Annotated in this window: 16 protein-coding genes and 1 pseudogene; 7 read left to right on the top strand and 10 right to left on the bottom strand. The window is 61.9% G+C overall.

Features of this window, described 5'->3' with window-relative positions; all coding sequences use genetic code 11:
• Positions 1-40: 40 nt before the first annotated feature.
• From JQ575_RS14805 to pqqA, 7 genes are all read right to left on the bottom strand, one after another.
• The gene (locus JQ575_RS14805; RefSeq protein WP_212033963.1) at positions 41-712 is read right to left on the bottom strand and encodes a DUF4286 family protein; all 672 of its coding nucleotides are present in this window, start codon (positions 710-712) and stop codon (positions 41-43) included.
• Between the two features lie 11 nt (positions 713-723).
• On the bottom strand, positions 724-1,704 hold the full coding sequence (pip, locus tag JQ575_RS14800) for a prolyl aminopeptidase (RefSeq protein ID WP_212033961.1): 981 nt from the start codon (positions 1,702-1,704) through the stop codon (positions 724-726).
• Complete coding sequence (pqqE, locus tag JQ575_RS14795; RefSeq protein ID WP_212033959.1) at positions 1,694-2,899, bottom strand: pyrroloquinoline quinone biosynthesis protein PqqE; 1,206 nt, start codon at positions 2,897-2,899, stop codon at positions 1,694-1,696. The genes pip and pqqE overlap by 11 nt, the downstream gene beginning before the upstream one ends.
• Positions 2,896-3,207, bottom strand: coding sequence for a pyrroloquinoline quinone biosynthesis peptide chaperone PqqD (gene pqqD, locus JQ575_RS14790; RefSeq protein WP_212033958.1), 312 nt, complete (start codon positions 3,205-3,207; stop codon positions 2,896-2,898). Before pqqD ends, pqqE begins: the two co-directional genes overlap by 4 nt.
• A 31-nt stretch (positions 3,208-3,238) precedes the next feature.
• Positions 3,239-3,994, bottom strand: coding sequence for a pyrroloquinoline-quinone synthase PqqC (gene pqqC / locus JQ575_RS14785; protein WP_249166660.1), 756 nt, complete (start codon positions 3,992-3,994; stop codon positions 3,239-3,241).
• A gap of 20 nt (positions 3,995-4,014) precedes the next feature.
• Positions 4,015-4,944: a pyrroloquinoline quinone biosynthesis protein PqqB gene (gene pqqB, locus JQ575_RS14780; protein WP_212033954.1), complete on the bottom strand. Its 930-nt coding sequence runs from the start codon at positions 4,942-4,944 to the stop codon at positions 4,015-4,017.
• Positions 4,945-5,094: 150 nt separating this feature from the next.
• Positions 5,095-5,175 carry a pyrroloquinoline quinone precursor peptide PqqA gene (gene pqqA / locus JQ575_RS14775; protein WP_012029362.1) on the bottom strand — a complete coding sequence of 27 codons (81 nt, stop codon included), beginning with the start codon at positions 5,173-5,175 and terminating at the stop codon, positions 5,095-5,097.
• Between the two features lie 307 nt (positions 5,176-5,482).
• Here pqqA and JQ575_RS14770 point away from each other — a divergent pair, with 307 nt between their 5' ends.
• The 7 genes from JQ575_RS14770 to serA all read left to right on the top strand — a co-directional run bounded on the left by JQ575_RS14770 (position 5,483) and on the right by serA (position 11,652).
• Positions 5,483-5,740: a DUF6894 family protein gene (locus tag JQ575_RS14770; RefSeq protein WP_212033951.1), complete on the top strand. Its 258-nt coding sequence runs from the start codon at positions 5,483-5,485 to the stop codon at positions 5,738-5,740.
• Between the two features lie 248 nt (positions 5,741-5,988).
• Entirely contained in the window at positions 5,989-7,272 is a 1,284-nt protein-coding gene (locus JQ575_RS14765; RefSeq protein ID WP_212033949.1) for a sorbosone dehydrogenase family protein, read from the top strand.
• A 103-nt stretch (positions 7,273-7,375) separates the two neighbouring features.
• Positions 7,376-7,942 carry a c-type cytochrome gene (locus JQ575_RS14760; RefSeq protein ID WP_212033948.1) on the top strand — a complete coding sequence of 189 codons (567 nt, stop codon included), beginning with the start codon at positions 7,376-7,378 and terminating at the stop codon, positions 7,940-7,942.
• Positions 7,943-8,012: 70 nt separating this feature from the next.
• Complete coding sequence (locus JQ575_RS14755; RefSeq protein WP_212033946.1) at positions 8,013-9,413, top strand: amidase family protein; 1,401 nt, start codon at positions 8,013-8,015, stop codon at positions 9,411-9,413.
• Positions 9,414-9,486: 73 nt separating this feature from the next.
• Complete coding sequence (locus JQ575_RS14750) at positions 9,487-9,963, top strand: glutathione peroxidase (RefSeq protein WP_212033945.1); 477 nt, start codon at positions 9,487-9,489, stop codon at positions 9,961-9,963.
• Entirely contained in the window at positions 9,960-10,217 is a 258-nt protein-coding gene (locus JQ575_RS14745) for a DUF3297 family protein (RefSeq protein ID WP_192740083.1), read from the top strand. The genes JQ575_RS14750 and JQ575_RS14745 overlap by 4 nt, the downstream gene beginning before the upstream one ends.
• Positions 10,218-10,392: 175 nt before the next feature.
• Entirely contained in the window at positions 10,393-11,652 is a 1,260-nt protein-coding gene (gene serA / locus JQ575_RS14740; protein ID WP_212033943.1) for a phosphoglycerate dehydrogenase, read from the top strand.
• A 161-nt stretch (positions 11,653-11,813) separates the two neighbouring features.
• Here serA and JQ575_RS14735 read toward each other — a convergent pair whose 3' ends face one another.
• The 3 genes and pseudogenes from JQ575_RS14735 to JQ575_RS14725 form a co-directional block, all read right to left on the bottom strand.
• Positions 11,814-12,461, bottom strand: coding sequence for a hypothetical protein (locus JQ575_RS14735; RefSeq protein WP_212033941.1), 648 nt, complete (start codon positions 12,459-12,461; stop codon positions 11,814-11,816).
• Positions 12,462-12,565: 104 nt separating this feature from the next.
• A pseudogene (locus JQ575_RS46425) lies at positions 12,566-12,658 on the bottom strand (IS1595 family transposase); the annotation flags it as partial.
• 40 nt (positions 12,659-12,698) lie between these two features.
• Entirely contained in the window at positions 12,699-14,051 is a 1,353-nt protein-coding gene (locus JQ575_RS14725; RefSeq protein WP_212033940.1) for a malonyl-CoA decarboxylase, read from the bottom strand.
• Positions 14,052-14,127 lie beyond the last annotated feature (76 nt).

Raw genomic sequence — 14,127 nt, 5'->3', positions numbered from 1 at the left:
TATGGCGGTGCAGCATGAACGCAGCGCATTGTCGCCAATGCTACGCGCTGGGCAGATCGCTCTTCGCGAGGTCCCACATCAGCCGGTAAATACCGCTTGTAACCACCAGCGGCTTGATCGCGGCGTTGTCCTTGAAGCGCGCTGCGGCCGCCGGGACCGCGCTGACAGCGGTGGCGTCGATCAGCACGAACCAGTCGCCGGCGCCGGGATTGGGCGCTGCGGGGTCATCGGTGATCGGCTTCGACAGCGCTGGATTGTTCTCCAGCAGGTGCATGGAGATGATGCCGTCGAGTTTTGCGGGATCGAGTTGATCCCGCAGTGCGGTACGTAGTTTGTCCTCTCCGCCGGCCGAAGGCCGCAGCCGGATGATGCCGAGCACGGCGCCGCGGCCGGTGCCGCGGCTGATGGTGATACGCGAAACGCCCCGGATCATGTTCTTGAAGCGGGCAATGTTGGCCTTCGACCAGGCGGTCTGGTTGGCGAGTGCCGTGCGGTAGAACGGGCTGTCCAGTACCTCGATGGTTTCGGTGGAATAAAGGCTGAGATATTTCGGGTCGCCGTCGTGCGCGACATAGCGCCGCGCTTCGAGGAAACCCGGCATCGCGACGCGCTCTTCGAGATGTTCGCGGTCGTACCAGCGATTGAATTCGGCCTCGTCGGCGGCGTCGATATTCATCGACGTCAGCAGCATGCCTTTTCCGGCTATCGGCATTTCGAAAACCCCTATCTGCTAATCCTGGAAGCCATGTCCGCGACCGCTTTCATCACGGCGTCGCGGACGCCGGGATCGTACAGCGTGTGGCCGGCGCCCTCGACCATGCGAATTTCGGCTTCGCGCCACACCGCGGCAAGCGCATGCGAGGTCGCCGGCGGGCACAGCAGATCATAACGGCCCTGCACGATGATGCCGGGAATGTCAGCGAGCCTGCCGGCCTCTTCGATCAGCTGGTTCGGCCGCATGAAGCAGTCATTGGCGAAATAGTGCGCTTCCATGAACGGCGTGGCGGGCAGGGCGCGCGACGAGTTGACCGGATCGAGCCGGGCGCGGCCCGGCGTGTGCTCGGAGAGAATGCGTTCGGTCTCGCCCCAGGCCCGTGCCGCCGGGCTATGCACGGCGGTATCGGGATTAAGGATGCGGCGGAAATATGCGTCGATCGGGTGTGTGCGTTCTGCTGGCGGCAACACGTCGAGGAAATCCGCATGCAGCGCCGGATAGAAGCGCGGCAGTACGTCGAGGAATCCATCCTCGATCTCCTTGCGGGTGCCAAGGAAAGTGGCGCGCAGCACGATGCCGGTGACGCGGTCGGGGTGCGCTTGCGCATAGGCCAGCGCCAGCGTCGCGCCCCAGGAGCCGCCGACGATCATCCAGCGCTCAAAGCCGAATTTCTCGCGGATCCTCTCCATGTCCGCAATCAGATGCGGCAGGGTATTGTCGTCACGCCGGCCCTTGGGGCGGCTGCGGCCGGCGCCGCGCTGGTCGAACAGCACGGCATGGAATCTTTCAGGGTCGAACAGCCGGCGGTGATCGGGCTGGCAACCGCTGCCGGGCCCGCCATGCAGATAGACCGCCGCAATGCCGCCGATGCGGCCGACGCTCTCGACATAGATGTCGTGGCCATCGCCGACATCGAGCTGCTCCGAGGTCACCGGTGCAAACGGATCGGCGCGCTTGGCGGATTTTCCGGCGTCGGCGTCAGGCGCCATGCTCGCCTTCCGTCTCCAGCGTGCCGCCGGCGAAATTGCGATAGAGGAAACGGTTATTGTCGGAGGCTGCTTCCTGCTCGGCCTGCTTGAAGATCTGCTCATGCATCGGCGACAGCGTGCAGGCCGGATCGGTGTTGCCGGCATCGCCGGTCAGCGCAAAGGCCTGGCAGCGGCAGCCGCCGAAATCGATCTCCTTGAACTCGCAGCTCTTGCACGGTTCAGGCATCCAGCCGGTGCCGCGATAGCGGTTGAAAGCTTCGGAATTCTGCCAGATCCAGGCGATCGAGTGATTGGATCGCACCGAAAGGAATTCCAGCCCGGTGATGCTCTCGGCGGCATGACACGGCAGGATCTTGCCAGCTGGCGAGATGTTGAAGAATTGCCGGCCCCAGCCGCCCATGCATTTCTTCGGCCGCAGCGCGTAATAATCCGGCACGACGTAGTCGATCGCGAGAATGCCCTTGAGCCGCACTTCGGCTTCCTCGACGATGCGGCTGGTCTCCTCGATCTGCGCCACGGTCGGCATCAAGGCGGCGCGGTTCTTCAGCGCCCAGCCGTAATACTGCACGTTGGCGACCTCGAGCCGGTCGGCGTCGAGATCGACCGCCATCTGGATGATGTCGGACAGCTGATGCAGGTTCTGGCGGTGCATGACGGCGTTGACCGTCAGCGGCAGCTCGAGTTCGCGCGTCCACTTCGCGACCTCCAGCTTTTTCTCATGCGACTTCTTCAGGCCCGCGACGCGGTCGGCCACCATGGGCTCGTTGCCCTGAAAACTGATCTGCACGTGGCACAGCCCGGCATCGGCCAGATCAGACAGTTTTGGTTTTGTCAGCAACACAGCGGAAGTAATGAGATTGCTGTAGAGCCCGACATCGGTGGCGTGCTGGACCAGTTCGACCAGATCCTTGCGCGCGGTCGGCTCGCCGCCGGAGAAATGGATCTGCAGCACGCCGATCTCGGCGAGCTCGGTCAAAACCTTCTTCCATTCCTCGGTGGTCAGCTCAGTGCCGCCGCGGTCGAGTTCGAGCGGATTGGAGCAATAGGGGCATTGCAGCGGGCAGCGGTGCGTCAGCTCGGCCAGCACCGCGAGCGGAATGCCGAACGTCTCCGCCGTCGAGCGCCGCTGCTCCAGCACCGAGAGCCCGTCATGGGGCGCAGTTGCCGCTTTGCCGTCGGTGAGAATGTCGCTCATGACGTCTTCTCGCGCGCTTCGGTCAGAAAGCCCTTGTCGGCGAGGTCCTGCAGCATCGTGATGACGTCGGTTGCAATTGCCTCACGGGGCGCGGCGTATTTCGCGGTCAGTTGATCGATCATGTCAGAGACGCTGCGAACACCGTCGCAAAGCTGCAGCACTTCGACCGCGATCTCGTCCGGCGCCAGCACGCGCTCCGGCGCCAGGATCACCCAAACCTGCCGCGTCTCATCGAATTTCAGCTTGGCGTGCCGCGGCAATTTCGGCCGGCTCGCCTCGCTGACACTGATGTTGCGGCTCAAAGCCATCGATCGCTAATTCCTGGTTATTGGTTTGGCTTTAGCCCTCTTGGGGGACGAACGCGCCGGGCGGTATATGGCCCTCGACATAGGCATGATACAGCGCATCGAGCTGAACCCATAGCACATTGGTTTTGAAGATCAGGGCGTTGCAGACCGCCTCGCGCTCCGCCGGCGTCCTGGCGTGCGCCTTGACGTAGTCGAGCGCGAATCCGGCGTCGCGCGGCGCCTGCTGCAGGCGGCGGCTGAAATAGCTCATGATGTCGGGATTGACGAAATCATAGTGCTGCAGCATGCCCGAGATGCGCTCTTCATGCAGGTTCGGCGCGAACAGTTCCGTCAGCGAGGAGGCGATCGCCTCAAGCGGCGTCTTGTCGCGGCAGAAATGCACGTAGGCCTCGACCGCAAAACGCGTCGCGGGAAGGATGCCTTCGGTCGATTCCACATAGGCGCTGTCGAGCCCGAGGCCCTCGGTCAGCTTGAGCCAGCGCTCGATGCCGCCTTCGGAGCCGAGATCGCCGTCATGGTCCTCGATCCGGTGCCGCCATTCGACGCGGGTCGTACGGTCGCGGAACCGCGAGATCACCATCGCATCCTTGAGCGGGATCGTGCTCTGGTAAAAATAGCGGTTCAGCGCCCAGGCCTGCACCTGGCCCTTGTCGAGCTTGCCGCCATGCAGCAGCCGGTGGAACGGATGCAGGTTGTGATAGCGCGTCGCGCCGATGTGGCGCAGCGTCGCCTCCAGTTCCTCGGCGTTATTGAGCGAAATGCCTTTGCCGATCGATAGCGCGGTCATTCTGGTGACGGGCACGACGCTCACAGTGTGATCTCCATTCCATCGGCGGGGATGTGCCAGCCGGCCTGCTCGGCGGTTTTGCGCTCGTCCGAGCCGTGCAGCAAGGCGGGGTTGGAGTTGTTGATATGCAAAAACATCTTGCGGGCGATGTCGAGTCCTTCAAGGCTTGCGATCGCGCCGTCCTCGCCTGACATCGAGATGTGTCCCATGCTTTGTCCGGTCTTGTTGCCGAGGCCCGCGGCAACCAGTTCGTCGTCGCGCCACACCGTGCCGTCAAAGAACACCAGTGCGGCACCTTTCAGCCGTGCCTTCAGATCGTCGGTCACCCGCGCGCAGGCGGCAACAAAATAGAGATATTTTCCGCTTGTCTTGTCCAGGATGCGAAGCCCGAGCGTATCGCCCACACCGCCGCCGCCGGCCGGATGCGCCTTGCCTTCGAGATACCACGCGCCTTTGCCGGGAACTTCGAAGGGGAGGATTTCGATGCCGGATGGCGAACCATCGGGCAAGTCAGGCTCGAACGCCTGGTCGACCGCGATCGGCTGGCGTTTCACGTTCGTTTCGCTCAACACATTAAAGATGCTGTTGGATTTGAGGATCGCAAGCACCCGCTCATGCGCATAGAGGGTGAAGGGCGATCCTTCGCGCATCGACAACAGGCCTGCGACCGCGTCGATTTCGCCATTGGTCAGAATGACGCCCGCAATCGGACTGTGACGGAGCTGGCCTGCCTTGGGATGCAGCTGCGGCGTCGCGGTCAATTGCTGGCGCAGATCCGGCGAGGCGTTGATCAGGAACCAGTGCGCGCCATCGGCGCTGACCGCGATCGAGGCCTGCGTGCTCTGGAGTTCGGGATGTTCGTTGCGGGCGGTCCTGCACACCGGGCATCCGCAGTTCCACTGCGGAACGCCGCCGCCCGCCGCGGCGCCCAGGACGACGACGCGAAGCATGATCCGTCTCCTGGCAAACTCAAAACGTGGGGCACGAAGGGTGAGGTCAAAACGCTACGAGGTGAATCCGGGCCAAAGACACAGTTCCGCGTTCGGGAACGTGTCAGGCCCAAAGATCCACCTCGCTAAAGCCTTGGCGATCGCTGCCGGTTACTTCCGGGCGGCGCACGCATACATGTTGATTTCCATGCCGACCGGCACTTCGACGATTTTCGGTGCTTTCCAGGCCATTAGGCGCTCCTTTTGATACCGGACGAACTTCGCCCTCGGAGATAAGGTACTGCGGATCAGAAAGTTCGCCAGTGAAATCTTTCTGCCTTATGCCTTCCGCGGTTTCATGTTGCATCGCGAGATAATTCACGTTTTTGTGCGGAGGCCCGCGGTCAAAACGGCGTGGGATCAGGCGTTTCCGGGTTGATCGCAGCGCCGCGAATGCTGACTTTCCGTTCTAAGGAGCGCTGCCGGCTTCAGATAAAGAACTTGTGAAAAATGGGCGGGCCTCCGGCTGCGGGGCCAGCCAAGGAGTAGGTTACCGCCGATGCCACGCTATTTTTTCAACACCCGTATCGGCGATGAGCTGATTTCCGATCCCGATGGCGAAGTGCTGCGGGATCCCGACCGCGCCTGGGAAATGGCGCGCGCCATGATCCGGGAACTGCTCAAGACCGAAGGCACTGATGGCGCGCTGCTGAACGCGACCATCGAGGTCACCGACGACGAGGGCGAGATCGTGCTCAAGTTTCCGTTCACGGAGGCCATTCTCGACACGCCGGATCGCTCCATCACCCGGCATTGATGAAATGAACGCCGTCATTCCGGAATGGTCCGAAGGACCAGACCTCAGGGGCGCAATTGCGCCCCCGGGGAATCTCGAGATTCGGGGTTCGATGCTGCGCATCGCCCCGGAATGACGGTGAGTGGCCAATCGCCACCGATGTTTTCCGATTGAAAATGTACGGACAAATATTAGAGAGTGCCGCCCGGGGGGCCACCGGCGGATGATGTTTGCCGCGCGAGGATAAGGCTCCCGCCAGGGAGAATGCCATGATGAGCTATTCGTCGGCGCCGCGCAGCCTGTTGGTGGCCGGTGCTTTTTTCGGTGCATTGACATTGAACGCTGCAGCGCAGCAGCCTGCCACGCCGCCTGCGGCAGGTGCGGCGCCGGCAGCCGCAGCCCCGCTTCCGCCGGGCTCGCCCTTGATCGGTCGGCCTGCCGACAATGAAGCGGCCGCCAAGCTCGCGCCGATCGCACCGCCGCCGATCCCCGCCGCGCCAGACAAATTGCCGACCGCCAAGCTGAAGGTGCCGGCCGGCTTCAACATCGAAGTCTACGCCGCCGGCATGGCCAACGCGCGCTCGCTGATCGAAGGCGACAAGGGCACGGTGTTTGCCGGCACCCGCCTGATCGACAAGGTCTATGCGGTCGTCAACAAGGACGGCAAGCGCTCGGTGAAGGTGATCGCCTCCGGCCTCTACCGTCCGAACGGCCTCGCGTTCAAGAACGGCACGCTCTACATCGCCGAACTGTCGAAGATTTCCAGGATCGACAAGATCGAGGACAATCTCGACAACGCGCCGAAGCCGACCGTGATCTACTCCGATCTGCCCAAGGATGAAGCCCACGGCTGGAAGTTCATCGGCATTGGCCCGGACAACAAGCTGTACATTCCGGTCGGGCAACCCGGCAACAACGTGCTGCACAGCGACGCCCACGGCCTGATCAAGCGCATCAATCTCGACGGCTCGGGTGCCGAAGTGATCGCCAGGGGCGTGCGCAACACCGTCGGCTTCGACTGGAATCCGGAGAACAAGCAGCTCTATTTCACCGACAACGGCCGCGACTGGATGTCGGAGGACCTGCCCGAGGATGAGCTCAACCGCATCACCAAGGTCGGCGAACATTTCGGCGCGCCCTACTGCCTGCAGGGCAACATCGTCGATCCCGAATTCGGCTGGGGAAAATCCTGCAGCGACTACACCGCGCCGGTCGGCCTGCTCGGCCCGCATTCCGCCGCGCTGGGCATGCGGTTCTACACCGGCAACATGTTCCCGAAGACCTACAAGAACGCGATCTTCATCGCCCGCCATGGTTCCTGGAACCGGACCAAGAAGGTTGGCGGTGACGTCCTCGTCGCCAGGCTGAACAAGGACGGGTCAGTCAAATCCGTGGAGCCGTTCCTCACCGGGTTCGTCGAGGACAACAAGTATATCGGCCGCCCGGTCGACGTGCTGCAGCTGAAGGACGGCTCGCTGCTGGTCTCCGACGACTATAACGGCGCCGTCTATCGCATCACCTACGGCAAGCAGAAGGTGGCTGGAAAGCAGTAACCCAGATCCGTCATTGCGAGCGAAGCGAAGCAATCCATGCTGCGACAAAGCAAGTGTGGATTGCTTCGTCGCTTCGCTCCTCGCAATGACGTCGGAAAAATCAATGCATAGAACAATAACAGCGCTGGCGTTCGCCGTGATCGCCTCAGTAGCAAGCGCGGAAACCTTTCAGGATCGCATCGCGCCGTGTCTGGCCTGTCACGGCGAGCGTGGACAATCCCTGACCGAAAACACGCCCTCGCTCGGCGCGCAGCAGGCGCCTTACACGCTGATCCAGCTCTTCATGTTTCGCGAGAAGCTGCGCAGCTTCGAGCCGATGAACGAGATGGCGAAGGCCCTGACCGACGATGATCTGCGCACCTTCTCTGATTTCATCGCCACGATACCCAAACCCGCACCACCAGTTGAGGCCGGTGATCCCGCGCGGATGCAGCGCGGCCAGGCGCTGGGGCAGCAGCATCGCTGCAACAGCTGTCACAACCCGGATTATTCCGGCAAGGAAAACGTGCCGCGGATCGCCAACCAGCGCGAGGATTATCTCGCCAAGACGCTCAGTGAATACAAGGACAATAGCCGCCACGGCTATGACGGCAGCATGGCCGACGTGATGGGCCCGATCACATCAGAGCAGATCGCCGATCTCGCTCATTTCATAGCCCATTTGCGCTAAACCTTCGTGCACGGCCCCGGCTGGCGTTGCCGTTCGCGCGGCGCTACAAGGCGGTCAAACGGAGTTTCCCATGCAAGAAATCTGGCGCCTGTCGGCCGCGGAGCTGGCCTCGCTGATCAAGACAAAAAAGGTCTCGGCAACGGAGGCTGCCACTTCAGCATTGGCGCGGCTGGATGCGGTCAATCCCAGGATCAATGCCGTGGTCGACCACAAGCCGGCCGAGGTGCTGGCGCAGGCCGCGGCGATCGACGCCGCGATCGGGCGGGGCGAAGATGTCGGCCCCCTGGGCGGCGTACCCATTACGGTGAAGGTCAATATCGACCAGAAGGGCTTTGCCACCACCAACGGCCTGAAGCTGCAGCGCGAGGCCATTGCGGCGGACAACAGCCCCGTGATCGATAATCTCTACAAGGCTGGCGCCGTCATTTTGGGGCGCACCAATTGCCCGGCCTTTTCCTATCGCTGGTTCACCACCAATCTCGTGCATGGCGACACCAAAAATCCCCGCGATCCCGGCATCACGCCGGGCGGCTCCTCCGGCGGCGCGGGTGCTGCGGTCGCGGCCGGCATCGGGCATATCGCCCATGGCACCGACATCGCGGGCTCGATCCGCTACCCCGCCTATGCCTGCGGCGTCCATGGCCTGCGGCCGACGATGGGCCGGATTCCGGCGTTCAACGCCGCACTCCCCGAGCGCACCATCGGTCCTCAGATCAGCGCGGTGTCAGGCCCGCTGGCGCGGACCATCGGTGATATCAGGATTGCCCTGGCGGCGATGTCGGCGAGGGATTATCGCGATCCCTGGTGGGTGCCGGCGCCGCTGGAAGGCCCGCCGGTGCCAAAGCGCGTCGCGATGTGCCTCAATCCGGATGGACTCGATCCCGTTCCGGAGGTGAAAGCCGCTGTGGCCGATGCCGGCAAGCGGCTGGAGCGCGCGGGCTGGATCGTCGAGGAAATCGCCAATACGCCGCCGCTGCGCGAGCCCGCCAATCTGCAGACCAAGCTCTGGCTCGGCGACAGCTATGAGGCGCAGCTGGAGACCGCCGAGCGTGAGGGCGATCCCGGCGCGCTGGCCTGTCTGCGCGGCAACCGGACAAAAGTGTTTCCGTTCGATGCCGCTTCGTTCTCGAAGGCGCTGACCCGGCGCGCGACGCTGACCCGCGAATGGCTGGAATTCTTCGAAAAATGCCCGGTGCTGCTGATGCCGGTATCCGGCGAATTGCCGTTCCCCGACCATCTCGACCGCAAGGACGAGGCGTCTTTTGCGAGGGTCTGGCACGCCCAATTGCCGCAGATCGCCATTCCCTTCATGGGCCTGCCCGGGCTAACGGTCTCGACGGGACTGGTGGGACGGATTCCGGTCGGCGTTCAGCTGGTCTCCGGCCGTTACCGGGAGGATCTCTGCCTTGCCGCGGGCGAGGCGATCGAGGCCGGCGGAACGCCGTCGGCAGCGATCGATCCTGCGAGCTAACGGAGCGTTTCAAGCGAAGTGGACACCGGTTCGCGTAAAGAAAACGCGTCAAACAAGAGACCGAAAGAGTTCGATGTCAGCTATCTATGATTTCACGGCGCAGTCGCTGGCCGGCGAAGAGGTTCCGCTCAGGCGGTTCGAGGGTCAGGTGCTGCTGATCGTCAACACCGCCAGCGCCTGCGGGTTCACGCCGCAATACAAGGGCCTGGAAGCCCTGCACCGCGAACTTTCGCCGCGCGGTTTTGCGGTGCTCGGTTTTCCCTGCAACCAGTTCGGTGCGCAGGAGCCGGGCGACGCCAAACAAATCGAGGCGTTCTGCGAAACCAGATTTCAGGTGACGTTTCCGATGTTCGCCAAGATCGACGTCAACGGCAGCAAGGCGCACCCGCTGTATGAATATCTGAAGAACGAACGATCGGGCCTGCTGGGCTCGTCGATCAAATGGAATTTCACCAAATTCGTGGTCGACCGTTCGGGCAAGGTGGTGGGACGCCATGCCCCAACCGTGACACCCGAAGCACTGAGAAGAGAAATCGAGGCACTGCTATGAACGAGAAAACCGAAACCGACGCGTTCCCCGACCGCCTGTCGACCAATCCGAGCAGCCCCTATTACAACGAAGAACTGCTGTCGCGCGACGTCGGCATTCGCTTCAAGGGCGCCGAGAAGACCAATGTCGAGGAATACTGCATCAGCGAAGGCTGGATCCGCGTTACCGCGGGCAATGCCAAGGACCGGTTCGGCAATCCTTTGACGATCAAGGTTCATGGCCCGGTCGAGCCGTACTTCCGGGATAAGGCGTAATCCCGAACGATTTACCTCCGTCATTGCCTGCGACAAACGCGAAGCGTTTGCGCACGGGAGCGAGGCGACGAAGCAATCCATTCTTTCTTTTCTGCCGTGAGATGGATTGCTTCGCTTCGCTTGCAATGACGGCATAGATCAACATCCATTTCTATCGCCAAAGGACGCCGCGATCTTGACCAGCAAACTTCCCCAACTCTCGCTCGCCAAGGACAAGATTCGCGTCTTGCTGCTTGAAGGCGTCAACGACAGTGCCGTGCAGCTGATCGAGACGGCCGGCTATTCCAACATGACGCGCCTGTCGAAGGCGCTGGAGGGCGATGCGCTCAAGGAAGCCATCAAGGGTGTGCATCTGCTCGGCATCCGCTCCCGCACGCAGATCACCCCGGATGTTCTGGAAGCCGCGGACCGCCTGATCGCGATCGGATGTTTCAGCGTCGGCACCAACCAGGTGGATGTCGACGCTGCGCGCCGGGTCGGGATCCCCGTGTTCAACGCGCCGTTTTCCAACACGCGAAGCGTAGCCGAACTGGTGATCGGCGAGATCGTCATCCTGCTGCGCCGGATCGTGGCGCGTTCCAACGCCGCCCATCAGGGGCGCTGGGACAAGTCCGCCAACGACAGCTATGAGGTGAGAGGCAAGACGCTCGGCATCATCGGCTACGGCAATATCGGCTCGCAGCTCTCCAATCTCGCCGAAGCGCTGGGCATGAAGGTCATCTTCTATGATCACACCGACCGGCTTCGCCACGGCAATACCGAGCCGGTCGCGAGCTTGCATGAGCTATTGGCGCAAAGCGACGTTGTGTCGCTGCATGTGCCGGAAACATCAGCCACGGCTGGCATGATCGGTCGCGAAGAGATTGCGGCGATCAAGCCTGGCGCGTATTTCATCAACAATAGCCGCGGCACCGTCGTCGACCTCGAGGCGCTCGCCGACGCGCTGCGCGAAGGCAGGCTTCGCGGCGCCGCGGTCGACGTCTTCCCGGTCGAGCCGCGCTCGAATGCGGACCGCTTCGTCTCGCCGCTGCAGGGTCTGGAAAACGTTATCCTGACGCCGCATATCGGCGGTTCAACCGAGGAGGCGCAGGAGCGCATCGGCGCCGAAGTGGCGCGCAAGCTGGTCGACTACAGCGATTCCGGCTCCACCATGGGCGCGGTCAATTTCCCGCAGGTCCAATTGCCGGCGCGGCCGTCGGGCACGCGGTTCATCCAGGTGCAGCGCAATCTGCCGGGCATGCTCGGGCGCTTGAACGAAGTGCTGGCGCGCCACTCGGTCAACATCGCCGCGCAATATTACGAGACCGATCATGACGTCGGCTATGTCGTGCTCGACGCCGACGCCTCCGCGGCCGACGGCCAGCGCGTGCTGGCGGACATCCGGGCTCTGGAAGGCACCATCCGCGCCCGGCTGCTTTACGAATACAAGATTTGAGCCGCCTCTGGCGTCCCAGCGTCATTGCAAGGAGCGATAGCGACGAAGCAATCCATTCTTGCTTCGTTCCGCTGTAGATGAGGGCAGAGTACTTGTTACGACAGGGGTCCAAGTTCAACCAATGTACCGGTTCGCGGATAGTGGCGCGCCCGAAATAGAAGTCACACCAGAAATGTTACGATGTGATTTTCTGGAACTGGTTCAGTTCGGAATAGCGGATGACCCGTGGGAGGTGGATAAGCTACTGGTAGCTCGAATACTTCGAGCCATGTACGCCGCACATCTTCAGGAATGTGGGGGTTAGGCTCCATCATTAGCGGGAACATACCTATCAGACCTGTGTAGAAGCTGCACTTGTCTGAGAATAAGCGGATGTCGCTCACGTACTTTTTGGGCGTATTCTTCGCGAATGTTCCGGCGGTTGCTGCCGGTGGAATTAATAACACTACTGCGGTTTCGTTGCCGTGCTCGTCGCAGCCCGCTTCGCAAGCAGCGTTCCAGTGAACTATTTCATTTCGAGCGATGTCGAGAGGTCGTAACTGGTCAAAGAATGAATTTCTGAAAAGATTGAACTCTGTGCTATATTTTTGGCGAAACAGTTTTTCAAGAATCTTGCCTCTAGAGTCTGAACTAGAGATCCTAAATAAAATGGTTGCTGCGGCCTCGCGTGAGGCTCCCGCGAGATGGGAAAGTAACCCGGCGAGACCCTGCTCCAAGTTGGCGTAAGACTGAATTGCTTTACCTCTAACTGCCCAAAATTCATGGTTCTCGGCTAGACCGATAACCTTGCTTAGGTCGATATTGGCCATGGCTGAATCCTTGAAATAATGCAGCGACTGCAGCGAGAAAGAAGCTCAAGAGCGTTTTGAGGTTGCCTTGCGCGGCGGTTGCACAACCTAGCGCGTGCGCCAGCGATGCCCAAGGCGATACGGTTGGAATAACGGGAATCGAATACTAAGAGGTAGCGATACAGGTGCTTCTCAGCGCAGTGCTGATAGATGCCCTTCGTGCGACCCGGTGGCTCGCAATGACGGTGAAGTGCTGCCCTACGACAGCCGCATGTCCAGCAGCCGCCGGCCTTCGGTCTTCAGTAGCTTCTTCACCGCGCTGGAGGCGGCGATCTCGCCCTGGTTGGCGTAGGCCTCGTGGTTCTTTTCGATATCGTCGAGCCGGTAGAGGTAATTGACCATGATGCCGGCGGACTCGCGAACGCCCTTCGGCGAGAGATCGCCGAGCCAGTCGATGCGCTCCAGCCGTGCGCCGTTGCCGATATGGAAGCGCGCCACCGAATCGATCAGCCGGCCTTTTGAGGTGCGGGCTTTGAGGAAATAATGCGCGGCCAGGGGCTCGAGCACCGCGCGCAGTTGCGTGGTGGTCTCCGCGTTCCCGAACCAGTCGGGCTGGTTGAGCTTTTCCAGCAGCGTCCGTTCGTCGTCGGATAAGGGAACGTCGTCGGCTTCCTTCAGCCATTGCATGAAGCCCGGCACCGGCGACAGCGTCACGAAGGTGTCGAGCTTCGGCAATTCACGCCGCAATTCCTCGACCACCTGCTTGATCAGGAAGCTGCCGAACGAGATGCCGCCAAGCCCCTTCTGGGTGTTCGAAATCGAATAGAACACGGCGGTGCGGGCGCGCTCGATCGCCACCGGCTGGCGTTCGGCGGCGAGCAGCGGCGCAATCGCGGTCGGGATCGTCTCGGTCAGCGCGACCTCGACGAAGATCAGCGGCTCGTCGGTCAGCTGCGGATGGAAGAACGCGTAGCAGCGGCGGTCGATCGGGTCGATGCGGCGGCGCAGATCGTTCCAGTCATGGATTTCATGCACTGCTTCATAACGGATGATCTGTTCCAGAATGTTCGCTGGCGTCGACCAGTCAATCCTGCGCAGCACGAGAAATCCCCTGTTGAACCAAGAAGACAGCAGATGCACCACGTCGCGGTCCAGCGCTGCCAGATCCTTGTTGCCCTTCATGAGCGAAAGCAGATCGGCGCGCATCGCCACCAGATCGCTGGTGCCGCCCGGCGCGCGGTTGAGCCGGCGCACCAGTTCCTGGCGCCGTGGCTCGGAAGCAAAATGAAGATCGCTGGCGTCGGCGTCGCTCGGCTGCGCGCGCCAGCTCTCGATCGCCCGCGAAAGCCGTTCGCGGTCGGGACCGTAGTCGCGGGCGAGGGCGGCAAAGAACGAAAGCCGGCCGGCCGTGTCGAGGTCATGGTAGCGATCGAGCACTTCGCGGGCCATCGCGGTGCCCGAAGCCTCGCCGCGGCCCGACAGCAGCGCCTCGCACAGTTCAAGCAGTTCGGAGGCGTCTTCCTTGGTATCCGAAGATCCGCCGCGCCGTAGCAGCGTACGGCCGCGTTCGGAAATCGTCGAAAGCAGGTCGGAGAAGAAGGCGTTGGCCATGGGCTAAGTCGATTCCGGATGTGATGCCGAACCTTATATCGAATCTAGGGCGCGGCCGATCTTATTCAAGCGCATG

The sequence above is a fragment of the Bradyrhizobium sp. JYMT SZCCT0428 genome, assembly GCF_018131075.1.
In the GTDB taxonomy this organism is placed as follows: domain Bacteria; phylum Pseudomonadota; class Alphaproteobacteria; order Rhizobiales; family Xanthobacteraceae; genus Bradyrhizobium.
The sequence above is the reverse complement of the archived record's forward strand: the minus strand, read 5'-3'. Positions and strand labels throughout refer to the sequence as shown.